The organism is Micromonospora sp. DT229, from assembly GCF_049844505.1.
Taxonomy (GTDB): Bacteria; Actinomycetota; Actinomycetes; order Mycobacteriales; family Micromonosporaceae; genus Micromonospora.
Genome location: NZ_JBNCLD010000012.1, coordinates 80,343 through 102,201, shown reverse-complemented (window position 1 = coordinate 102,201; position 21,859 = coordinate 80,343). Strand labels below are relative to the sequence as shown.

General features: G+C 71.9%; 22 protein-coding genes. 19 read left to right on the top strand and 3 right to left on the bottom strand.

Translation table 11 applies throughout. From position 1 onward, the window contains the following. Positions 1-214 precede the first annotated feature (214 nt). From ACLQ2T_RS19610 to ACLQ2T_RS19555, 12 genes are all read left to right on the top strand, one after another. Positions 215-2,119 carry a hypothetical protein gene (locus ACLQ2T_RS19610; RefSeq protein WP_425767797.1) on the top strand — a complete coding sequence of 635 codons (1,905 nt, stop codon included), beginning with the start codon at positions 215-217 and terminating at the stop codon, positions 2,117-2,119. Positions 2,120-2,269: 150 nt separating this feature from the next. Further along, positions 2,270-3,862 (top strand): lipopolysaccharide biosynthesis protein, encoded by a 1,593-nt coding sequence (locus tag ACLQ2T_RS19605; protein ID WP_425767796.1) that lies wholly within the window; start codon positions 2,270-2,272, stop codon positions 3,860-3,862. A gap of 9 nt (positions 3,863-3,871) precedes the next feature. Continuing rightward, positions 3,872-5,215, top strand: coding sequence for an O-antigen ligase family protein (locus ACLQ2T_RS19600; RefSeq protein ID WP_425767848.1), 1,344 nt, complete (start codon positions 3,872-3,874; stop codon positions 5,213-5,215). A 67-nt stretch (positions 5,216-5,282) separates the two neighbouring features. After that, on the top strand, positions 5,283-6,881 hold the full coding sequence (locus tag ACLQ2T_RS19595) for a lipopolysaccharide biosynthesis protein (protein WP_425767795.1): 1,599 nt from the start codon (positions 5,283-5,285) through the stop codon (positions 6,879-6,881). A 7-nt stretch (positions 6,882-6,888) separates the two neighbouring features. After that, positions 6,889-7,791, top strand: coding sequence for a sulfotransferase domain-containing protein (locus tag ACLQ2T_RS19590; protein WP_425767794.1), 903 nt, complete (start codon positions 6,889-6,891; stop codon positions 7,789-7,791). Positions 7,792-7,831: 40 nt separating this feature from the next. Further along, positions 7,832-9,079, top strand: a complete 1,248-nt coding sequence (locus ACLQ2T_RS19585; protein WP_425767793.1) for a hypothetical protein — start codon at positions 7,832-7,834, stop codon at positions 9,077-9,079. Between the two features lie 70 nt (positions 9,080-9,149). Then, a complete protein-coding gene (locus tag ACLQ2T_RS19580) occupies positions 9,150-9,629 on the top strand; it encodes a UDP-N-acetylglucosamine--LPS N-acetylglucosamine transferase (RefSeq protein ID WP_425767792.1) in 480 nt (159 codons plus the stop codon). A gap of 56 nt (positions 9,630-9,685) precedes the next feature. Further along, positions 9,686-10,309 (top strand): glycosyltransferase, encoded by a 624-nt coding sequence (locus ACLQ2T_RS19575; protein ID WP_425767847.1) that lies wholly within the window; start codon positions 9,686-9,688, stop codon positions 10,307-10,309. After that, a complete protein-coding gene (locus ACLQ2T_RS19570) occupies positions 10,306-11,226 on the top strand; it encodes a glycosyltransferase family 2 protein (protein ID WP_425767791.1) in 921 nt (306 codons plus the stop codon). Before ACLQ2T_RS19575 ends, ACLQ2T_RS19570 begins: the two co-directional genes overlap by 4 nt. A gap of 74 nt (positions 11,227-11,300) precedes the next feature. Next, complete coding sequence (locus tag ACLQ2T_RS19565; protein ID WP_425767790.1) at positions 11,301-11,954, top strand: methyltransferase domain-containing protein; 654 nt, start codon at positions 11,301-11,303, stop codon at positions 11,952-11,954. A gap of 138 nt (positions 11,955-12,092) precedes the next feature. Further along, entirely contained in the window at positions 12,093-13,271 is a 1,179-nt protein-coding gene (aroC, locus tag ACLQ2T_RS19560; RefSeq protein ID WP_425767789.1) for a chorismate synthase, read from the top strand. Next, positions 13,268-13,780, top strand: coding sequence for a shikimate kinase (locus ACLQ2T_RS19555; RefSeq protein WP_425767788.1), 513 nt, complete (start codon positions 13,268-13,270; stop codon positions 13,778-13,780). Before aroC ends, ACLQ2T_RS19555 begins: the two co-directional genes overlap by 4 nt. Here ACLQ2T_RS19555 and ACLQ2T_RS19550 read toward each other — a convergent pair. After that, a complete protein-coding gene (locus ACLQ2T_RS19550) occupies positions 13,773-14,558 on the bottom strand; it encodes a cytochrome c oxidase assembly protein (protein ID WP_425767787.1) in 786 nt (261 codons plus the stop codon). The two genes, ACLQ2T_RS19555 and ACLQ2T_RS19550, sit on opposite strands and share 8 nt — an antisense overlap. Beyond that, positions 14,555-15,094, bottom strand: coding sequence for a DUF2243 domain-containing protein (locus tag ACLQ2T_RS19545; RefSeq protein ID WP_425767786.1), 540 nt, complete (start codon positions 15,092-15,094; stop codon positions 14,555-14,557). The genes ACLQ2T_RS19550 and ACLQ2T_RS19545 overlap by 4 nt, the downstream gene beginning before the upstream one ends. A 130-nt stretch (positions 15,095-15,224) precedes the next feature. Between ACLQ2T_RS19545 and aroB the strand changes: the two genes are divergently transcribed. The 4 genes from aroB (at position 15,225) to nusB (ending at position 18,109) form a co-directional block, all read left to right on the top strand. Then, complete coding sequence (gene aroB, locus ACLQ2T_RS19540; protein WP_425767785.1) at positions 15,225-16,319, top strand: 3-dehydroquinate synthase; 1,095 nt, start codon at positions 15,225-15,227, stop codon at positions 16,317-16,319. After that, the gene (gene aroQ, locus ACLQ2T_RS19535) at positions 16,316-16,756 is read left to right on the top strand and encodes a type II 3-dehydroquinate dehydratase (RefSeq protein WP_425767784.1); all 441 of its coding nucleotides are present in this window, start codon (positions 16,316-16,318) and stop codon (positions 16,754-16,756) included. Before aroB ends, aroQ begins: the two co-directional genes overlap by 4 nt. A 361-nt stretch (positions 16,757-17,117) precedes the next feature. Beyond that, positions 17,118-17,675 (top strand): elongation factor P, encoded by a 558-nt coding sequence (efp, locus tag ACLQ2T_RS19530; protein ID WP_327026750.1) that lies wholly within the window; start codon positions 17,118-17,120, stop codon positions 17,673-17,675. 23 nt (positions 17,676-17,698) lie between these two features. Then, a complete protein-coding gene (nusB, locus tag ACLQ2T_RS19525; RefSeq protein WP_357532106.1) occupies positions 17,699-18,109 on the top strand; it encodes a transcription antitermination factor NusB in 411 nt (136 codons plus the stop codon). A 128-nt stretch (positions 18,110-18,237) separates the two neighbouring features. On the opposite strand, the gene ACLQ2T_RS19520 is transcribed toward nusB, so the two are convergent. Beyond that, positions 18,238-18,726 carry a transcriptional regulator BldD gene (locus ACLQ2T_RS19520; RefSeq protein ID WP_117229180.1) on the bottom strand — a complete coding sequence of 163 codons (489 nt, stop codon included), beginning with the start codon at positions 18,724-18,726 and terminating at the stop codon, positions 18,238-18,240. Positions 18,727-19,042: 316 nt separating this feature from the next. Between ACLQ2T_RS19520 and pyrR the strand changes: the two genes are divergently transcribed. From pyrR to ACLQ2T_RS19505, 3 genes are read left to right on the top strand one after another with little or no spacing between them, the layout of a single operon-like run. Further along, positions 19,043-19,630 (top strand): bifunctional pyr operon transcriptional regulator/uracil phosphoribosyltransferase PyrR, encoded by a 588-nt coding sequence (pyrR, locus tag ACLQ2T_RS19515; RefSeq protein ID WP_327026749.1) that lies wholly within the window; start codon positions 19,043-19,045, stop codon positions 19,628-19,630. Then, positions 19,627-20,553 (top strand): aspartate carbamoyltransferase catalytic subunit, encoded by a 927-nt coding sequence (locus tag ACLQ2T_RS19510; RefSeq protein WP_425767783.1) that lies wholly within the window; start codon positions 19,627-19,629, stop codon positions 20,551-20,553. The genes pyrR and ACLQ2T_RS19510 overlap by 4 nt, the downstream gene beginning before the upstream one ends. Beyond that, a complete protein-coding gene (locus ACLQ2T_RS19505; RefSeq protein WP_425767782.1) occupies positions 20,550-21,827 on the top strand; it encodes a dihydroorotase in 1,278 nt (425 codons plus the stop codon). Before ACLQ2T_RS19510 ends, ACLQ2T_RS19505 begins: the two co-directional genes overlap by 4 nt. Positions 21,828-21,859: the final 32 nt, after the last annotated feature.

The window sequence follows — 21,859 nt, the reverse complement described above, 5'->3', positions numbered from 1 at the left end:
GGTGGCTGCTGAAGCCCCTCGCGTCGCTACTGTCCGACAACCGATGCACCGACCGCCCAATCGGCGGATGTCGCCCTGCTGGGTGGACGCGAGAGGCTACCGGCAATCCCGTCCACCCTGGAGGCGAAGCGTGCCCGTAATCTCCTTTCAGCGGCACCCCACCCGTAGACGTAGAGCGCGGGTCGGGGCCGTCGCGTTGGTAACCCTCGCGGCAGTGCTGGCCGTGCCGAAGGCGGCTGAAGCGGCCGTACTACCCGTACCGGAAACCGGCACCCTGGTGTCGACGAATCCGGTCGACCACACCCCGCACGGCCGCGACGGTGAGGCCCGTGCCTTCGCCGAAGTGGGCAACACCGTGTTCGTCGGGGGTACCTTCACCCAGATCCGGCAGACCGCCAGTTCTCCGTGGATCACCCAGCGATACCTGTTCTCGTACAACCGGACCACCGGCACCATCAACACCGCCTTCGTGCCGGTGCTCGACGGCGCGGTCAACGCCCTCATCGCCGGGCCGGGTGGCACCCTGATCGTCGGTGGGACCTTCAAGAACGTCAACGGGGTGTCGCGTCGGAACCTGGTCGCCCTGGACCCGGCCACCGGCGAGACCATCGACAGTTGGGTCGGCCGCTCCGACGGCGGAATGATCCGCGACATGGTCCTGCACGGCAACGACCTGTACCTGGCCGGTGCCTTCAACTGGATCAACGGCACGGCGCACTCCGGCATCGCCCGGATCAACGCCAGCACCGGTGCGATCGACCCGACCTTCGATGTCAACGCCACGGTCGGTCGGCACGGCACCAGTTCGTACGCCTGGACCATCGACATCACCCCGGACGGCAGCACCCTGGCCGTCGGCGGCAACTTCACGCTCGTCGACGGGCTGCCCCGTAACCAGATCGCGCTGATCGATGTCAGCGGCACGCCGAGCGTGATCGACTGGAGTTCGGAGCGGTTCGTCGCACCGTGCGGGGACCCGGCCACCTTCGTGCACTACGTGCAGGACCTGCGTTTCAGTGGCGACGGTAGCTGGTTCGTCGTCGGCACCAACGGCGGCACCGGCTGGCCGGCCGCCTACTGCGACGCGCTGGTCCGGTTCGAGACCGCCAACCGGGGACCCAGCCAGGTGGGCACCTGGGTCAACTACACCGGCAACGACACGATCACCTCGGTCGAGGTGGCCGACAACATCATCTACCTCGGTGGGCACTTCCGCTGGCTGAACAACCCGAACGGCAGCGACCGGGCGGGTAACGGCGCGGTCGACCGGCTCGGTATCGCCGCGGTCACCCCGGCCACCGGCATGCCGGTCAACTGGAACCCGGGTCGTCGGGGCGGCAGCGCCCTGCCCTCGGGGGCCAGCAACTGGGGCTCGACGGTGCCGGTGATCTGGCGGGGCAGCACCGGTCTGTACTTCGGGCACAACTCCGACGGCATGGCCAACGAGTACCACGGCCGGCTCGGCATGTTCCCGATCGCCGGTGGTCGGACGATCAGCCCGCGGAACCCGTCGGCGGCCAGCTCCGGGCACCTGTACCTGGGTGTGACCGCGGGCGAGTTGCAGCGGGTGCCGTTCGACGGCACCACGCTTGGCACGCCGACCACGGTCAGCCAGCCCAACTACACCGGTGCCGGCGCGACCTGGGGCCTGGGTGACCGGATCTACTGGTCGCGGGCTGTCCCCGGCAGCACCACCGGCAGCCGGATCGACATCTCGATGTTCAACGGCGGCAATGTCGGGGTGCCGTGGGAGTCGTCCGGTTTCAACGCCTGGTACAACCCGGCGAACATGACCGGCGCCTTCTTCCTCGACGGTCGCCTCTACTACACCCGTACCGGCGCCAACCAGCTCTACTACCGGTACTTCGAGGTGGACGGCAACTACCTGGGTGCCACCGAGTTCACCCTGCCGACCACCGGCGTGACCTGGTCTGCGGTGCGAGGGCTGGCCTGGGTCGACGGCAAGATCGTGTACGGTCACACCGACGGCAGCCTGCGCAGCGTGCCGTTCGACCCGACGGCCGCGCCCGCGGTCAGCGGGACGGCGAGTACGGTGCTCACCACGGCCGCGGACGGGCTCTCCTGGTCGATTCCCCGGATGTTCTTCGCGGTGCAGTAGGGGTGTACCCGTTGTAGCAGAAGGTCGGTAACTTGTTCAGGTCGGGCCGGCGGCGGATTCCCGTCGCCGGCCCGAGCGTTGGGCGGAGCTGTCCCGCAGGCCGCTGCACCCGCGATGCTCCTTTTCGACGACGTAGCGACGGTGGCGTTCATGACTGATGCACAGCCCGGCTGGTCCGGCGGTACGGTTGCGGCTCGTACGGTCACACTGACCGATTTGTTGCGGGTTCCGCTGCACCGGATCCGGCTGGTGGCCGCAGTCGCGGTGCTGGGCCTGGCGGCGGCGATCGGGTACGTCTTCTTGGTCCCCGGTGCGGTCAGCGCGAGCGCGGTGGTCGCGGTCCGCCCGGTGGTCACCGATGCCTTCACCCCCAGCGGCGCGGCGGCCGACCGGGCGGTGAACATGAACGTGGAGAGCGGCATCGCCACCGGCACGGAGGTGGTCCAGCGGCTGGCCGACGCGGGTGGCCGGGATCCCCGTGACGTGCGCAACGCGCTGGATGTGGAGGTACCCGCCGGCGGGCAGATCCTGCGCTTCACCTTCACCTCGAACTCGCCCGAGTCGGCGGTGGCCAGTGCCAACCTGGCCGCCCAGTCATACCTGGAAGTACGCCGCACCATGTACGAACGGCAGCGTGAGGAGATGCTGCGTTCGTACGACGAGAGCATCGAGAAGGTCGCCGCGCAGCAGGCCGCCCTCCAGAAGCGGGTGGCCAACGCGCGCGACGGGGCCCGGGAGGCGGCCGTCGCCGAGCTTTCCGGAATGAACAACCAGTTGACCCAGCTCAGCTCGGCCCGTACCGAGATCGCCGCGGTCGACGTCAATCCGGGCTGGGTGACCCAGAGCGCGGAGAAGGCCCTGGTCTCCGCCGGCGGGCGGGGTCCGCTCTACCTGGCGGCGGGGCTGCTCGGCGGGCTGCTGTTCGGTGTCGTGCTGGCCTTCGCCTGGGAGTCCATCGACCGGCGGATCCGTTCGGTCGACGACGGACGGGACGCCACCGGTCTGCCGTTGCTGGGCACGGTACGGGGGCAGGGGCTGTTCGGCCGGCGCAGGCCGGTGGACGCCGACATCCGCTACGTGGCGATGGCCATCGCGGAGCGGGTCCGCGAACCGGCCCGGGTGGCCCTGCTGACCACCCGGGAGGATCAGACCACCCTCGCCGCCGGCCTGGCGGTGGCCCTGGCGGCCACCGGCCGGGAGGTCTACCTGGCCGACGACAGCGGCCGGCTGGACCGGTTGCGGGCGACCGTGATGACGGACCGGGGTCGGCTGCCGGCTGCGATCAACCCGGCCCGGCCCGCCATCCCCAAGCCCCGCCCGGACGGCTCCGGCCCCATCGACGACATCACCCAGCAGATCGCGGTACGCCGTCCGTCCCCGCATCCCAGCCCGGTCCGGCCCGGCACCGACCCGGAGGCGACCATGATGTTGCCCCGGATGAGCGGTGGCCCGGTGACGGCGAAGAGTCCGGTCGCCGAGCACCCCGACGAGGTGCCGGTGGGCGGCGGTGGGGTCCGCTTCGGCACCTGGCGGCAGCGGGCCGCCAAGGGGCTGGTGCTGTTCAACGCGCCCCCGGCCGAGGCCGACGAGCGCGGAGTGGCCGCCGCCCGGCAGGGCACCGCGGTCGTGGTGGTCGAGCAGGACCGGACGAAGCAGGACGATCTGCGCCGCCTGGCGGAGCGACTGCGGGCCGCCGGGGTGGCCCCGCTGGGATTCGTGCTGACCCGCAGCGGCCGGGGGTGAGCGGTGCCCATCCTCAGCCCGCCGTCGGTCGAGGAGCCCGCTGGCGAGCGACCGGTGACCCGGCTGGCCGCCCCGACGCTGCCCCGGCTGCCGGTGTGGCCGCTGGTGGTGATGTTCGGGCTGGTGCCGGTCTGGTGGGCGGCCGGGGCCTTCTATCTGGGCTGGTCGTTGCTGGGCGCGGTGTTGCTGGCCCTGCTGCTGGTGCGGGGTCGGGTGCCGTTGCCGCCGGCCACCGGGGTGTGGTTGTTGTTCCTGGCGTTGGTCGTGGTCAGCGCCACCCAACTGACCTCGGTCGGCTCGTTGCTCGCCTTCGGCCTGCGGCTGGGTTTCTACGTGACCGCCCTGGTGGTGGGCGTCTACGTGTACGCGGTGGCGCGGCAGGGCATCGACCTGGCCGCCCTGCTGGTGCCGATCTGCCTGTTCTGGTTCGGGTTGGTCCTGCTCGGCTGGTTGGGGGTGCTGATGCCCCGGTTCAGCCTCAGCACACCGATGGAGATGCTGCTGCCCGGTGGGGTCTCCGGCAACCCCTACATCCAGGACCTGGTACGGGTCCGGGCCAGCGAGTTCAGTCCCCGCTCGCTGAACCCCATCTTCCGGCCCTCGGCGCCGTTCCCGTACACCAACAACTACGGCAGCGCGTACGCGATGACCCTGCCCTGCGTGGTGGCCTTCGTCATGCTCCGCCGGCACGGCCTGCTGCGCTGGGCGTTGATCGTCTCCCTGCCGCTGTCGCTGGCCCCGGCCTTCCTCACCCTCAACCGGACGATGTTCGTCAGCCTCGGGGCGGGTCTGCTGGTGCTCGGGCTGCGGGCCGCCCGGCGCGGCAACATCCGGGTCGGCGCCTCCGTGGTCGGTGTGCTGCTCATCGGCGGACTGGCCGCCCTGTTCATTCCGGTCACCGAGCTGATCGACAACCGGGTCGAGTCCAGCGACACCAACAGCGACCGGTTCGCCCTCTACGGGGAGGTGCTGCGGCGGGTGGCGGAGTCACCCTGGCTCGGTTACGGGTCACCGGCCACGGTCGACACGATCAGCGCACCCGTTCCGGTGGGCACCCAGGGGCAGCTGTGGATGGTGCTGTTCTGTCACGGCGTACCGGCGTTGCTGTTCTTCCTGGGGTGGTTCGTGCTCGCGGCGGTGCTCTGCGCCCGGGCCCGGTCGGCGGCCGGGCAGTGGCTGGCGGTGGTGCCGGTGGTGTGTCTCGTGCAGGTGCCGTTCTACGGCATGGCCAGCCCGAACCTCGCGGTGGCCTTCTTCGCCATCGCCCTCTCCATGGCCCTGGTGGAACGGGAGGCCCGACCGCCCGGCCCGGCCCTGCCCCAGCCGTCGGCGGCGTCGGAGGCGGTGGCATGAGCGAGCCGATCATCAGGTGCGGCGCGGTGGTCCCGTCGGCCCGCACCCAGCCCAGCGGAGGGCACTCATGAGCATCCCCGTGCAGCCGGCTCCCCAGCCGCCCGCCACCGGCGGCCCGGCTGACCCGGCCTCGGACCCTGCCGCCACCGAGGCCCGCCGGGGCGCCCGCAGTGGCGCCGCCGGGCTGTTCGGTGCCGCCGTCAACGGGCTGATGGGCTTCGTGCTGGTGGTCGTCATCACCCGCGGCTACGGCACCGAGGGGTCCGGGGTCTTCTTCGCCACGATCGGGGTGGTGACCGTGGCGGCCGCGCTGTGCGTGCTGGGCGCGGAGACCGGACTGATCTGGAGCCTGCCCCGGCGTCGACTCGGTCCGCAGGGCGACGCCGCCCGGATGCTGCCGGTGGCGCTGATTCCGCCGCTGACCGCCGCCCTGGCGGTGGCCACCCTCGGCATCCTCGCCGCCGAGCCGCTCGCCCGCCGACTGCTGGACGGCGCGGGCGCCGAGGGCGGTGACCTGCTGCGGGTCAGTTTCGCCGCCGTGCCGGTGGTCGTGGTGATGACCCTGCTGTTCGCGGTGCTGCGCAGCGTGCGGCCGATGCGGGCGTACGTGGCGGTGCAGTCGGTCCTGCTGCCCACCGCCCGACCGCTGCTGATCGCCGCGGCCGTGCTGCTGGCCGGCGGGGGCCTGCTGGCCGGCCTGACCGGCTGGGCGGTGCCGGCGCTGATCGCCCTGCTGGTGACCTTCCTGCTGGTCGCCGGCCCACTGGGGCTGGGCCGGGGGGCCCGGCTGCGGGCCCGGCCCGAGGAGTGGGGCTCCTTCTGGCGGTTCGCCCTGCCCCGGGCCGCCTCGGCGGCGATCGACGCGGGCGCGGTCTGGGTCGGGGTGCTGCTGACCACCATGCTCGCCGGTGCGGCCGAGGCCGGCATCTTCGGCGCGGTCAGCCGCTACATCCTGGCCGGTCAACTCGCCATGCAGGGGCTGCGGGTGGCGGTGTCGCCGCAACTGTCCCGGCTGTTCGGTCAGGACCGCCACGACGCGGCCGCCGCCCTGCACCGGCAGTTGACGACCTGGGCGCTGGTGCTGTCCTGGCCGGTGTATCTGCTGCTGGCGGTCTTCGGCGCGGGCTTCCTGGCCCTGTTCGGGTCCGGGTTCGCCGGTGGCGCCACCGCGATGACCGTCCTCGCGTTGGCCATGCTCGTCAACACCGGAGTAGGCAATGTGCAGAGCCTGCTGTTGATGAGCGGGCGCAGCGGGCTGCATCTCGTGGCCACCGTGGCCGGTCTGACGGTCACGGTCTCCCTGAGCCTGCTGCTGATCCCCGCCCACGGGGCCACCGGGGCGGCCTGGGCCTGGGCCGCGGGCATCGTCACGGAGAACCTGATGGCGGTGACCTTCGCCCGCCTGGTCGTCGGTCAGCCGTTGACCGACCGGGGCATGGTGCGGGCCGCACTGATCACCGCCGGCGGGGTGGGCGCCGCCGCGACCCTGGGCGTGCTGGTCGGCGGCCGGGGCATCGCCGGCCTGGCGGTGGCCCTGGCCGTGCTGGCCGCCGGTTGCGTCGGCTTGCTGACGTTGCCTCGGGTGCGCGCCGGCATCCGGGCGACCATGTTGCAGATCCGTGGCGGAGCGCCCAGCGCCTCGGCACGACCCTCGAAAGGCAGGTGACATCGTCGTGGCGTCCATCCGCGACCGGGTGAAGCAGTTGGTGCCTACCCAGGTGACGAGCCGGGTGCGGGAGAGCCTCGTCGATTACGGGGTACGCACCAGCGACCGCCGGCCGCTGCCGGATTTCCTCATCATCGGCACCAAGCGGGGCGGTACGACCTCGCTGTGGAACTACCTCATCCAGCATCCCCTGGTGCCGCGCCTCTTCCCGGCCTGGAACACCAAGTCCTCGCACTACTTCGAGGAGAACTGGGGGCGGGGCGAGGCCTGGTACCGGTCGCACTTCCCGACCCAGCGGCACCGGGAGGCGCTGGAGAGCCGCCACGGTGGTCCGGTGCGGGTGGGTGAGGCCGCCCCGCTGTACATGTTCCATCCGCTGGCCGCGCAGCGGGTCGCCGCGCTGATGCCCCAGGTGAAGCTCATCGTGTTGCTGCGCGATCCGGTGGAGCGGGCGTACTCGCACTGGAAGGAGCGGCGTACCAACGGGGTGGAACCGTTGGACTTCGCCGCCGCGCTGGCCGCCGAACCGGAGCGTACGGCGGGGGAGCGGGAGCGGCTGATCGCCGAGCCGGAGTACTTCAGTGAGGCCTACGACTGGCACACCTACCGGGCCCGGGGCCGCTACCTGGAGCACCTGGAGCCGTGGCTTACCCACTTCGACCGGGGACAACTGCTCTTTCTGCCCAGCGAGGACCTGTACCGCGACGCCCGGGCCACCTACCGGCGCACCCTGGACTTCCTCGGGCTGCCCGCGTACGACCTGCCCGACTTCAAGGTCTACAACGATCGGCGTTCGGCACCCCTGGAACCGGCGTTGCGCGCCGAGTTGACGGAGTACTACCGCCCGTACAACGAGGCGTTGCGGCAGCGACTCGGGCTGCACCTGGACTGGCCGGACCAGGTCTCGTGAGGCCGACCGGTGCCATCGGGTGCCAACCCGGGGCGTTGCGGTGACCGCCCCGGGGGACCTGCGGACCCGTGCGGACGGACTGGGGTGGGTCACCCGGGCCGTCTTCGGCGACGAGCGGATAGCCCTGGCCGTGGACGCCCCGGCCCCGGCCGGGCACACCGTGGTGGCCCGCTACGCCGTCGTCCCCTCGGTGGACCGGGCCCGGTTCCTGCTGCCGCTGGGCTCCTCCCGGGCCACGGCGGCGGCGCTGTTGGCGTACAACGCGTTGCGGCCGGTGAAGGTGCGGGCCGTGCGGGCGGCACTGGGGGTGGCGGCGCGCTCCGGGATGCTGGCCCGGGCCCCGTTTCCGGTGCTGACCGTCGCCGTGCCGACCGCCCTGGACCCGACCGAGGTGCTGCTCGCCGAGCGGCTGGCCGCCGAGTTGGGTGGCGCCAGGGCGTACGCGGCCTGCGGGGTGCGTCCCCCGGACCCCAACCACAAGCCGACCCTGCAACTGTTCGACCACGCCGGTACCCCGCGCGGCTACGCCAAGATCGGCTGGAACGAGGCCACCCGGGCCCTGGTCACCGCCGAGGCGGCGGCCCTGCGCGAGGTGGCCGAGGTGGCCGGCACCGCCGGGCATCCGGGTACCCCCCGGCTGCTGGCCGAGACGAGCTGGGCCGGGCAGGCGGTCGCCCTGGTCGAGCCGCTGCCCACCGGGGTACGCGGAATGCCGGTCGAGGCCGAACCGGAGCTGGCGGCCCTGCTGGCGGTGGCCCGCCGGGGCCGGACTCCGGCACCGGCCCGCCCTCTGGCCGGCTCCTCCTTCCTGGCCCGGTTGACCGCGCAGGCCCAGCGGGCGGCCGAGCAGGACCCGGCCACCGGGGGCCGGGCGGTGGCGGCCGTGGCCGACCTGGCCCGACGGCACGGGGAGGTGGCCGTCGAGTTCGGCCACTGGCACGGCGACTGGGTGCCGTGGAATCTCGGTAGGCACTCCGGTGGGCTGGTCGCCTGGGACTGGGAGCACAGCGGGCCGGACGTACCGGTCGGGTTCGACCTGGCCCATGACGCGTTCCAGCGCTCCCTGGTGTTGCGGGGTGAACCGGCCGCGACCGCGGCCGAGCAGGTACGGCGATGGCTGGACCGGTACGGCGACCGGCTGGGTCTGGACCCGGCCCGCCGCCGTCTGGTCGCCGACGCCTACCTGGTGGAGATGTGGCTGCGTACCTGGCGTCTGGCCGACGCCGGTGCCGGCTGGAATCCGGCGTTGCATCCGGCGTTGCTGGACGTCATCGAGAAACGACAGTGAGAGACGGTCGGGCCACCGCTGGGGGTGCGACCCGACCCGGTGCAGGCACAGCGGACTTGTGGGGAGTCGCGTGGACAACTTCGACAACGACGGGCAGCGGTCACAGTTGCTGCTGGTCGGGTCGAGCGGTGGGCATCTGGCCCAACTGCTCGCCCTGAAACCCTGGTACGAGACCTGGCAACGCTGCTGGGTGACCTTCGACACCCCGGAGGCGGTGTCCCTGCTGGCCGGGGAGGACCTGATCCCGGCCTACCATCCGACCACCCGGAACCTGCGCAACCTGCTGCGCAACACCCTGCTGGCGGCCCGGGTGCTGCGCCGACGGCGGATCGCCGCCGTGGTGACCACCGGGGCCGGGGTGGCCCTGCCCTTCGTCGTGCTGGCCCGGCTACGCCGGATCCCGACGGTCTACATCGAGGTCTACGACCGGATCGACACCCCGACGCTGACCGCTCGGCTGTGTCGGCCCTTCCTGTCGAAGATGCTCGTGCAGTGGGAGGAGCAGCGCCGCCAGTACCCGGAGGCCACAGTCGTCGGGACCCTGCTGTGAGCGGCGAGGCGACCCGCACGGACGAGCAGTTCGGCGGAGTCGGGGACCGGGCCGAGGTGCTCATCCCGGCCCCCCGTGAGAGTGGCCGGGTCGGCCGGGCCCAACTGCTGGTGGCGGTCGGCACCGACAAGCATCCCTTCGACCGGCTGGTCGGCTGGCTGCGGGAGTGGTACCCCGAGGTCGCCGACGAGGTGGTGTTGACCGTGCAGCACGGCCACACCCGGGTCGATGGCCTGCCGGACGCGGTGCCCTTCCTCGGGCACGCCGAGTTGCAGACCGCGATGGCCGGGGCCGACCTGGTGGTCTGCCACGGTGGTCCGGCGACCATCCTGGAGGCCCGCCGGCACGGGCACCTGCCGATCGTGGTGCCCCGGGACCCGAGCCTTGGCGAGCATGTCGACAACCACCAGCAGCTGTTCGCCCGCCGCCTCGGCGCGGCCGGCCTGGTGGTGCTCTGCGAGTCCCGGCAGGAACTGCTGGCGGCGCTGACCGCCGGGCTGGCCGACCCGGGCCGGTTCGCGGTGACGGTGGACGCCGAGGCGGCCGAGGCGCAACGCGCCGCGGTACGCCGGGTGGGCGTGATCGTCGAGGAGTTGGTGGCCGAGGCCGCGCAGCGGCGTCACCGGCCCCGATGGCGGCCGTGGCGCAGGCCCGGCCCGAACGGAAGGCACAAGCAATGACCGCGTACCCGAGCGTCACCGCCGTCGTTCCCACCCGGGACCGTCCCGAACTGCTCCGGGCGGCGGTGCGGGCCATCGTCGGGCAGGAGTATCCGGGGCAGGTCGAGACGGTCGTGGTGTTCGACCAGTCCGAGCCGGACCCCGCCCTGGCCGAGTTGTCCGCCCCGGACCGGCCGGTCCGGGTGGTGACCAACACCCGCACCCCGGGACTGGCCGGGGCCCGCAACTCCGGAACCATGGCCGCCACCGGCGATCTGATCGCCTTCTGCGACGACGACGACGAGTGGCTGCCGGGCAAGCTGGCGGCCCAGGTCGAGGCCCTGAACGCGGTGCCCGGGGCCGAGTTCGTCAGCTGCGGCATCCGGGTCAGCTACGACGGGCGCACCGTCGAGCGGGTATTGGAACGAGACTCGATCAGCCTGGCCGATCTGCTGCGGGACCGGATGACCGAGCTGCACCCGTCGACCTTCCTGATTCGGGCGGCGGCCCTGCGCGACGGGTTCGGGCTGGTCGACGAGGAGATCCCGGGCAGCTACGCCGAGGACTACGAGTTCCTGCTGCGGGCCGCCCGCAGCGCCCCGCTGGTCAACCTGCGCACCCCGTACGTGCTGGTGCGCTGGCACAAGCGGTCGTACTTCGCCCAGCGCTGGGACACCATCTCCGAGGCGTTGCAGTGGCTGCTGGACCGCTATCCCGAGTTCGCCACCCAGCCGGCGGGACAGGCCCGGGTCACCGGGCAGATCGCCTTCGCCCGAGCCGCCTCCGGAGACCCCCGGGGGGCTCTGCGCTGGGCTCGGCAGACCATCCGCCGCAATCCGCGTGAGCCGCGGGCGTACCTGGCGCTGGCGGTGGCCGGCCGGGTGGTCCGGGCCGACGCCGTCCTGCGCACCCTGCACAAGCGCGGCCGGGGCATCTGACCGGAGGGCGGACAGCGGGTGACCGTCGCCGCCGCTCCACTCCACCTTCACCCCTACCGAAGGATCACATGTCGATGGCACTTCACTCGCTCAGATTCCGTCTGGTCGACTCACCCGACTCCTACGGGGCACGACGGCGTGCCCAACGGGCTGCCTGGTTGTCGCAGACCTTCCCCGACCTCGCCGAGATGAGCGTCCTGGACCTCGGCGGCCGGGTGGAGAGCTGGACCAAGGTGCCGGTCCGCCCGGCCCGCGTACATGTCGTCAACCTCGAGCCCCTGCCGGCGCAGTTGCCCGACTGGGCCGAGGCCGATCACGCCGATGCCTGCGAGCTGCCGAAGGAGATCCTCAGCCGCCGGTACGACCTGGTCTTCAGCAACAGCGTGCTGGAGCATGTCGGGGGCCATGAACGTCGGCGCCGGATGGCGGAGGCGATCCGGGAGATGGCACCGGCCTACTGGGTGCAGACCCCCTACCGGTACTTTCCGGTGGAGCCGCACTGGGTGGCCCCCGGCATGCAGTTCCTGCCGGTGCCGGCCCGGGCCTTCGTGGCCCGCAAATGGCCGTTGGCGTACACCCCCGGCAAGTCCTACGACGCGGCGATGCGGCAGGTGCTCACCACGGAGCTGATCGGTCGGGCGGAGATGCAGTACCTGTTCCCGGACGCCACCATCCGCGCCGAACGCCTGCTGGGCCTGACCAAGTCGATCATCGCGATCCGTAGGTAGCGCACACGCTGGCGCCGCACGCGGGTGTGGCGCCGGCGCGGCCCCTGCGACCTCGGCGTACGCCCAGGTCCGGGCCGGTGAGTCCGTAGGGCGGGACCGTGCGGGGCGGCGGACACCGGGCGTGACACACTCATGGCTGTGTTGCGCTGGTTGACCGCAGGGGAATCGCACGGACCCGCCCTCGTCGCGTTACTGGAGGGGGTGCCGGCCGGGATCGAGGTGACCACCACCGAGATCGCCGGGGAGCTGGCCCGCCGCCGGCTCGGCTACGGCCGGGGGGCACGGATGGCCTTCGAGCAGGACGAGGTCGAGGTGATCGGCGGCCTGCGGCACGGGGTGACCCTGGGCAGCCCGGTCGCCATCCGGGTCGGCAACTCCGAGTGGCCCAAGTGGCGCACCGTGATGGCCGCCGATCCGGTCGACCCCGAGGAGCTGGCCAGTCAGGCCCGTAACGCCCCGCTGACCCGACCCCGGCCGGGCCACGCCGACCTGGCCGGCATGCAGAAGTACGGCCACACGGACGCCCGGCCGATCCTGGAGCGGGCCAGCGCGCGGGAGACCGCCGCCCGGGTGGCTGTCGGCACGGTGGCCAAGGCGCTGCTGCGGCAGGCCCTCGACGTGGAGATCGTCTCGCACGTCGTGGAGTTGGGGCCGGTGAGCGTCAAGCCGGGGCTGCGACCCCGACCGGAGGACGCCGAGCGCATCGACGCCGACCCCCTGCGCTGCCTCGACTCGGAGGCCAGCGCCCGAATGGTCGCCGAGGTCGACGCCGCGAAGAAGGCCGCCGACACCCTGGGCGGGGTGGTCGAGGTGCTGGCCTACGGTGTGCCGCCCGGCCTGGGCAGCCACGTGCAGTGGGACCGCAAGCTCGACGCCCGGCTGGCCACCGCCCTGATGTCGATCCAGGCGATCAAGGGTGTGGAGATCGGCGACGGCTGGCAGCAGGCCCGCTCGCGGGGCTCCGAGGCCCACGACGAGATCATCAACACCGCCACCGGGGTACGCCGGGTCACCGACCGGGCCGGCGGCCTGGAGGGCGGCATCACCACCGGCGAGCCGCTGCGGGTCAAGGCCGCCATGAAGCCCATCTCCTCGCTGAACCGGGCCCTGGCCACTGTCGACATCACCACCGGTGAGCCGGCCACCGCGATCAACCAGCGTTCCGACGTCTGCGCGGTACCGGCCGCCGCCGTCGTCGCCGAGGCGATGGTGGCGCTGGTGCTGGCCGAGGCGGCGGTGGAGAAGTTCGGCGGCGACTCGATCGCCGAGATGCGCCGCAACCTGGCCGGCTACCTGGACGCGCTGGTGATCCGGTGACCGGTCCGACCCGTCCGGTCTGTGTGCTGGTCGGTGCCCCCGGCTCCGGCAAGACCACCGTCGGGCAGCTCCTCGCCGCCGAGTTGGGGGTGGAGTTCCGCGACACCGACACCGACATCGAACGCCAGGCCGGCAAGCCGATCCCGGAGATCTTCGTCGACGAGGGCGAGGAACACTTCCGGGCCCTGGAACGGGCGGCCGTGGCCGCGGCCCTGGCCTCCTGCGAGGGAGTGCTGGCCCTCGGCGGAGGGGCGGTGCTGGACGAGGCGACCCGCGGCGCGCTGATCGGGCACCGGGTGGTGCACCTGTCGGTGGAGTTGACCGACGCGGTGAAGCGGGTGGGCCTGGGTGTCGGGCGTCCGTTGCTGGCGATCAACCCACGGGCCACCCTGAAGTACCTGCTGGATCAGCGTCGCCCCCTCTACGCCGAGGTGGCGACCGAGACCGTGGTGACCGACGGCCGCACCCCCGCCGAGATCGCCGCCGAGATCCTCCCCCTGCTCAAGTAGCCGCTCGCGCGGGTGCCGGTGTCGGCACCCGGCGCGGCTGCGGGCGCCAACTGGCCAGCAGGGCCAGGGCCAGCAGGATCTCGGCCAGGTCACCGCCGTAGTACATCACCGCCGCACCGGCCCGCAGCGCCTCCGGCGGGGCGGGTACCTCGACCAGCAGTCCCGCGTACAACAGTTGGGCCAGGCCGGCGTGCGCGACGATCGCGGCGCCGAGCACCACCAGCCGCACCGGTACGCGGGCCCGGTGCCGGTAGGGCTCCGGACCGGCGATCGACCAGGTGAACAGCAACCCGCTGAGCAGGAAGTGCAGGTTGACCAGGTCGTGCAGCGCCGGGCTGCTGAGGGTGGCCCGGTACAGGGGCGTCAGGTAGAGCAGCCACAGCCCACCGGCGGTGAGCAGCAGCCCGGTGACCGGGTGCAGAAGCGTCCGCGCCACCGGATGCCCCAGCGCCCGCAGCGCCGCCCGCCCGAACCGCCGGTCGACCGTACGCAGGGCCAGGGTGCCGGGGGCGCCGAGCACCAGACCCAACGGCGCGAGCATCCCGAGCAGCAGGTGCTGCCACATGTGTCCGGCGAACCCGTCGACCGGCAGCAGCAGGGCGGTGGCGACCAGGGCGCACCCGGCGGCGAAGGCCGCCGTACGCCAGTGGCTCCAGCCCGTCCGGTCCGGTTCGCGCTGCCGCAGTGCGGCAGCCAGGTAACACCAACCCACCACCAGGGGTACGAGCAGCGCCGGGCCGACCGCAGTGGGGTGCTGCGCGGTGTGCGCCAGGCTCATCGGTGTCGACGTACGGTCGACGAATCCTCGCAGAGGTCCACCGCGGTGGCCCGGCGCTGCACCAGCAGACCGACCACTATCAGCAGCACCCCCAGGGCGAGGAAACCGAGGTCCCACCAGAGCTGGTGTGGCCCGGGGCGGACGTGGTGGATGGCCAGCAGGTGATGGTCGACGATGCCCTCGACCAGGTTGAACAGTCCCCACCCGATCAGCGCCCAGCCCCACAGCATCGGCGAGCGCCACAGCCGTCCTCGGGACCGGGTCACCCGGGCATAGAGCATCGCCAGCCCGGTCAGCACCGCCACCCAGGTGACCACGTGGAAGAGGCCGTCCCACAGGGTGTTCATCTGCAACCCGGCCACGGTGTCCACCGGGTACTCGCGGATGCCGATGTTGTCGGCACCGGTGTTGCTGAGCAGGTGATGCCACTGGAGCACCTGGTGCAGCAGGATGCCGTCGACGAATCCGCCGAGCCCGACGCCGAGGATGGTGGCCGGCAGCCGGATGTCGGCCCCGTCGATCGTTCGCTCGGTCATGCCGTCTCCCTGGTGGTCTGCGATGGTGCTGCCCTGCCCCGTGCGGGCAGTGGTAAACCTGCGTTCCACACCTCGGGCACCCCCGGACGGATCCGGTCGAGGCGGTCATCGGTGGGCTAGGCTCCCGGCGATGGACAAGGTGACCCGGATTCCGGTCGGCGGCGAGCAGCCGTACGACGTGCTGGTCGGCCGTGGCCTGCTCGACACGCTGCCCGGTCTGCTGCCCGACGCCACCCGGGTGGCGGTGCTGCACGCCCCGCCGCTGAAGGAGTTGGCCGATGCGATCTCCGACCGGCTCGGTGCCGCCGGGCTGACTCCGCTGCCGATCGAGGTGCCCGACGCCGAGGCCGGCAAACATGTCGATGTGGCGGCGGCCTGCTGGGACCGGCTCGGGGCGGCCGGTTTCACCCGTACCGACGCGGTGATCGGGGTGGGCGGTGGCGCGGTCACCGACCTGGCCGGGTTCGTGGCCGCCTGCTGGCTGCGCGGGGTGCGGTGGGTGCCGGTGGCCACCTCCCTGCTCGGCATGGTCGACGCGGCGGTGGGCGGCAAGACCGGCATCAACACCACGGCCGGCAAGAACCTGGTCGGCGCCTTCCACCCCCCGGTGGGGGTGTTGGCCGACCTCAGCACCCTGGACACCCTGCCACCGGTGGACCTGGCCGCCGGCCTGGCCGAGGTGATCAAGTGCGGCTTCATCGCCGACCCGGCCATCCTGGACCTGGTCGAGCGGGACCCGGCCGGGGCCGTCGACCCCACCGGCCCGGTGACCCGGGAGCTGATCGAGCGGGCAATCCGGGTCAAGGCCGAGGTGGTCGGGGGAGATCTGCGCGAGTCCGGCGTACGCGAGGTGCTCAACTACGGGCACACCCTGGCCCACGCGATCGAGAAGGTCGAGGGGTACCGCTGGCGGCACGGCCACGCGGTCTCGGTCGGCCTGGTCTACGCCGCCGAACTGGCCCGCCTCGCCGGCCGACTGGACGCCGACACCGCCGCCCGGCACCGCGCGGTGCTGACCGCCCTCGACCTGCCCACCCGGTACGCGGCCGAGGCCTGGCCCCGACTGCTGGAGACCATGCGGGTCGACAAGAAGGCCCGCGGCAACCTGCTGCGGTTCGTGGTGCTCGACGGGCCGGCCCGTCCGGCGCTGTTGGAGGGGCCCGACGACGACCTGCTGCGATCCGCCTACGCCGCGGTGTCGGCACCGGAAGGTGGATCGGCATGAGGGTGTACGTGTTCAACGGACCCAACCTGGGCCGCCTGGGCACCCGCCAGGTGGAGGTCTACGGGGCGACCAGCTACGCCGACCTGGTGCAGCTCTGCGAGACGACCGGGCGGAAGCTGGGCCTGGAGGTCGTCGTACGGCAGACCGACGCCGAGCACGAACTGCTCGGCTGGCTGCACGCGGCCGCGGACGAGGGCGCCGCCGTGGTGCTCAACCCGGCAGCCTGGTCGCACTACTCCATCGCGGTACGGGACGCCTGCGCCATGCTGCGGGGGCCGCTGGTGGAGGTGCACCTGTCCAACATCCACGCGCGGGAGCAGTTCCGGCACCACTCGGTCGTCTCGGCGGTGGCGACCGGGGTGATCTGCGGGCTCGGTGTGGACGGCTACCGCCTGGCCCTGCACCACCTGGCCAACCGCCGCGACCAGCACGGCTGACCTCTCAGCCGCAGAGGCGTTGGGCACCGCGACTACCCTCCGCTCTCGTCGCGCTGAGTGAGATCCTGACCTCCCCTCCTACCACCCCCTGCCTCCTTCGCACTGCTTCAACGGACGCAATGGCCCCTGAACAGCGCCATCGTGCCGAGGGTTGGCGCAAGGCGCGGCCTTGTTGTCACAGACTGTGACCGTTGTGTGGGTTGAAGCAGAGCAAAGGGCGGGAGGGGTGGGACTGCGGGGGAGGGAGGGGTTACCGACGGTGGTGGGCGGGACCTCGATGAGCAGAGGGGACGGCCGGTGGGTCCGCACCCGGCTAGTAGACTTGCTAGGTCTGTCCGCCAAATGACGATCAAGGCAGGAAATGGCCACCACCAACGACCTGAAGAACGGCCTGGTACTCAACCTCGACGGGGAGCTCTGGGCCGTCGTTGAGTTCCAGCACGTCAAGCCCGGTAAGGGTGGTGCGTTCGTGCGTACCACGCTGAAGAACGTGCTCTCCGGCAAGGTCGTCGACAAGACCTTCAACGCGGGCACCAAGGTCGAGACCGCGACCGTGGACAAGCGCACCATGCAGTACCTCTACGCCGACGGCGAAGACTACGTCTTCATGGACATGGAGACCTTCGACCAGATCACCGTTCCGGGCGCCACGGTCGGCGACGCCGCGAACTACCTGCTGCCGGAGGCCGAGGCGACCGTGGCCACCCACGAGGGGGTGCCGCTCTACGTCGAGCTGCCGACCTCGGTGGTGCTGGAGATCACCTACACCGAGCCGGGCCTTCAGGGTGACCGGTCCACCGGTGGCAACAAGCCGGCGACGGTGGAGACCGGCGCGACCGTACAGGTGCCGCTCTTCATCACCACCGGCGAGAAGATCAAGGTCGACACCCGCGACGGCCGTTACCTCGGCCGCGCCTGATGGCCGAGGGTCCGAAGCAGCAGATGCCGGCGCGCCGCAAGGCGCGCAAGCGGGCGCTGGACGTGCTCTTCGAGGCCGACCTGCGTGATCGTCCGCCGGTCGAGGTGCTGGCCGGCTACATCGAGCGGATCGAGAAGCCGCGCCCGGACCATCTCGGGTACGCGGTCGGCCTGGTCGAGGGGGTGGCCGGTCACCTGGACCGGATCGACGAGTTGATCGCCAGCTACGCCGAGGGCTGGACCCTGGACCGGATGCCGGTGGTGGACCGTAACCTCGCCCGGATTGCGGTCTACGAGCTGCTCTACATCGACGAGATCGACGACGCGGTGGCGATCAGTGAGGCCGTGGAGTTGGCCCGGCAGATGTCCACGGACGACTCGCCCCGGTTCCTCAACGGCCTGCTCGGCCGCATCGCCGAGTACGCCACCCGGTGACCCCTGGCCGCTGATCGACCCCGCCAGGGGTGCGCTCGGCGACCGGGGTGGCCGCCGGTCACGAGGAGGGCGACCGCAACGAACGAAGGCCCGCGCCGTCCGGCGCGGGCCTTTCGTGCTGCGGGGGTTCAGGAGGCGAAGAATGCCCGGGGGTCGGCGACCAGCACGCCGTGCTCGGTCAGCCGCTCGATCAGGCCGGAGGGGGAGGCGTCGTAGACGATCGCGAGTGCCCGCAGGTCGTCGGCGCGGATCGACAGCACCCGACCGTTGTAGTCACCGCGCTGCTGCTGGATGGCCCGGGCGTACCGAGCCACGTAGGCGAGTTCCTCGCTGGCCTCGTCGTAGAGCCGCTCCAGGTCCAGAACGATCTTGCTGGTGGGCTCGTGCCGCACCCCACTGCCGTCCGGCAGCAGCTCCGAGACCGGGACGCGGTAGAACTCGGCCAACTCGGCCAAGCGGGACACCGTGACGGCCCGGTCGCCGCGCTCGTACGAGCCGACCACAACCGCCTTCCAGCGCCCGTTCGACTTCTCCTCCACGCCCTGCAGGGACAGGCCCTGCTGCTGGCGGATGGAGCGCAGGCGGGCGCCCAGAGACTTGGCGTATTCAGAGGGCATTCGGACACTCCCAGTGCTGCTCGGGGTTCTCCCAGCGATCGCTACGGAGCGTGACGGTACGGGGATTCGGAAACGTGGTCAAGTGGTGCTGACTCTCCAGTTGGGCACCCCGGTCGACTTGTCCCGTTCTGCCCGCTGAACCGATACGTCGACCGGTCCCCGACGACGTGGCCTGAGCCACTCATGCCCGACCGTGGTCACGGCAACGACCACTGGTAACGTGGCCCAAGCCTTCCCGCCGGCCGCAACCCGGCTGACCTGGAGGATCCGACATCCTTTAACGACCCGTCCCGTGAGGCGGGGAAGGAGGTCCGCCGTGGCCTACCCACCGGCTGCCCATCCGTCGCCGCCGCGACAACCCTCGGTGAAGGTGATTTTGACCAGCGCCGAGGTGCAGCGAGTCGTCGACCGGATCGCCCACCAGATCCTGGAGAAGACCCAGGGGGCGTCGGACACCGTACTGCTCGGTGTGCCGACCCGAGGCGCTCCGCTGGCCCGCCGACTCGCCGACCGGATCAACGCCTTCGAAGGCATAGCGGTGCCCGTCGGGGTGCTCGACATCACCCTGTACCGCGACGACCTGCGGCGCAACGCCACCCGGGCGGTCGGCCCGACCCAGGTGCCGCCCGGCGGGATCGACGGCATGCGGGTGATCCTCGTCGATGACGTGCTCTTCTCCGGCCGCACGGTGCGCGCCGCCCTCGACGCGCTGGGCGACCTGGGGCGGCCGGCGTCGGTGCAGCTCGCGGTGCTGGTCGACCGGGGCCACCGGCAACTGCCGATCCGCGCCGACTACGTCGGCAAGAACATCCCCACCGCCCTGGCCGAGAGCGTGAAGGTGACCCTCGCCGAGACCGACGGCGCCGACGAGGTCCGGCTCTACGCGGAGGACGCCCTCTCATGATCAGGCACCTGCTCTCCGGCGCCGACCTCGACGCCGACACCGCCCTACAGATCCTGGACACCGCCGCGGAGATGGCAGCCGTCTCCGGCCGTGAGGTCAAGAAGTTGCCCGCGCTGCGCGGACGCACGGTGGTCAACCTCTTCTACGAGGACTCCACCCGGACCCGGATCTCCTTCGAGGCGGCGGCCAAGCGGCTCAGCGCCGACGTGATCAACTTCTCCGCCAAGGGGTCCAGCGTCGCCAAGGGGGAGAGCCTCAAGGACACCGCGCTGACCCTCCAGGCGATGGGGGCCGACGCGGTGGTCGTCCGGCACCCGGCCTCCGGCGCCCCGCACCGGCTCGCCGACTGGGTCGACGGTTCAGTGGTCAACGCCGGCGACGGTACCCACGAGCATCCCACCCAGGCGCTGCTGGACGCGTACACCATGCGCTCCCGGATGGGCCGGCTGGCCGGCCTGTCGGTGGCGGTCGTCGGTGACGTGCTGCACTCGCGGGTGGCCCGGTCGAACGTGCTGCTGCTGTCCACCCTCGGTGCCAAGGTCACCCTGGTCGGACCGCCCACCCTGATCCCGATCGACATCGTCGCCGCCCTGGCCCCCGGCACCGCCGTCTGCTACGACCTCGACGCCGTGCTGCCCTCGACGGACGTGGTGATGATGCTGCGGGTGCAGCGGGAGCGGATGGGTGACTCCTACTTCCCCTCCGCCCGCGAGTACGCCCGCCGCTACGGCCTGGACGGCACCCGGATGCGCCGGCTGCCGGAGCACGCGATCGTCATGCACCCCGGTCCGATGAACCGGGGCATGGAGATCACTCCGGAGGTGGCCGACTCGCCCCGCTCCACCATCGTCGAACAGGTCACCAACGGGGTCTCCGTGCGGATGGCCGTCCTCTACCTGCTGCTCGGGGGAAACAACCGGTGAACTCGTACCTGCTCAAGAACGTCAGTGTGCTCGGCGCGGCACCTACCGACCTGCTGCTGCGCGACGGGGTGGTCGCTGAGGCCGGCCCGGGGCTGTCCGCGCCGGAGGCCACCGTGCTCGACGCCACCGGGCTGGTGGCCCTGCCCGGCCTGGTCGACCTGCACACCCACCTGCGCGAGCCCGGGCGGGAGGACGCCGAGACCGTGGAGACCGGTTCCCGGGCGGCGGCGCTGGGCGGCTACACCGCGGTCTGCGCGATGGCCAACACCTCCCCGGTGGCCGACACCGCCGGAGTGGTCGAGCAGGTCTGGCGGCTCGGCCGGGAGGCCGGGCTGGTCGACGTGCAGCCGATCGGCGCGGTCACCGTCGGGCTGGCCGGCGAGCGCCTGGCCGAGTTGGGGGCGATGGCCGACTCCGCCGCCCGGGTGCGGATCTTCTCCGACGACGGGCACTGTGTGGCCGATCCCCGGCTGATGCGCCGGGCCCTGGAGTACGTCAAGGCCTTCGACGGCATCATCGCCCAGCACGCCGAGGAGCCCCGGCTCACCGAGGGCGCGCAGATGCACGAGGGTGAGGTCTCCACCCGGTTGGGCCTGACCGGCTGGCCGGCCGTGGCCGAGGAGGCGATCATCGCCCGGGACGTGCTGCTGGCCGAGCACGTCGGCAGTCGGCTGCACGTCTGCCACCTCTCCACCGCGGGCAGTGTCGAGGTGCTGCGCCAGGCCAAGGCGCGGGGGGTCCGGGTCACCGCCGAGGTGACCCCGCACCACCTGCTGCTCACCGACAGCCGGGCGGAGACCTACGACCCGGTGTACAAGGTCAACCCGCCGCTGCGGACCGCCACGGACATCGCCGCCCTGCGGGCCGCGCTGGTCGAGGGGGTGATCGACATCATCGCCACCGACCACGCTCCGCACGCCGTGGAGGACAAGGAGTGCGAGTGGGCGTACGCCCGCCCGGGGATGCTCGGGCTGGAGACGGCGCTGTCGATCGCCCTCGAGGTGCTCGGCCCCGAGTGGGATCTGATCGCCGAGCGGATGTCCCGCACCCCGGCCCGCATCGCCGGGCTGACCGAGCACGGGCACGACCCCGCCCCCGGAGCCCCGGCCAACCTGACCCTGGTCGACCCGGCGGCCCGCCGGACGATCGACCCGGCGGAGTCGGCCAGTCGCAGCCGCAACACCCCGTACGCCCGGATGACGCTGCCGGGTCGCATCGTGGCGACCTTCCTGCGCGGCGAGGCGACGGTCCTGGACGGAAAGGCAGTCCGGTGAGCGTGAGGAATGTAGCGGAGCGGAGTCCCGCA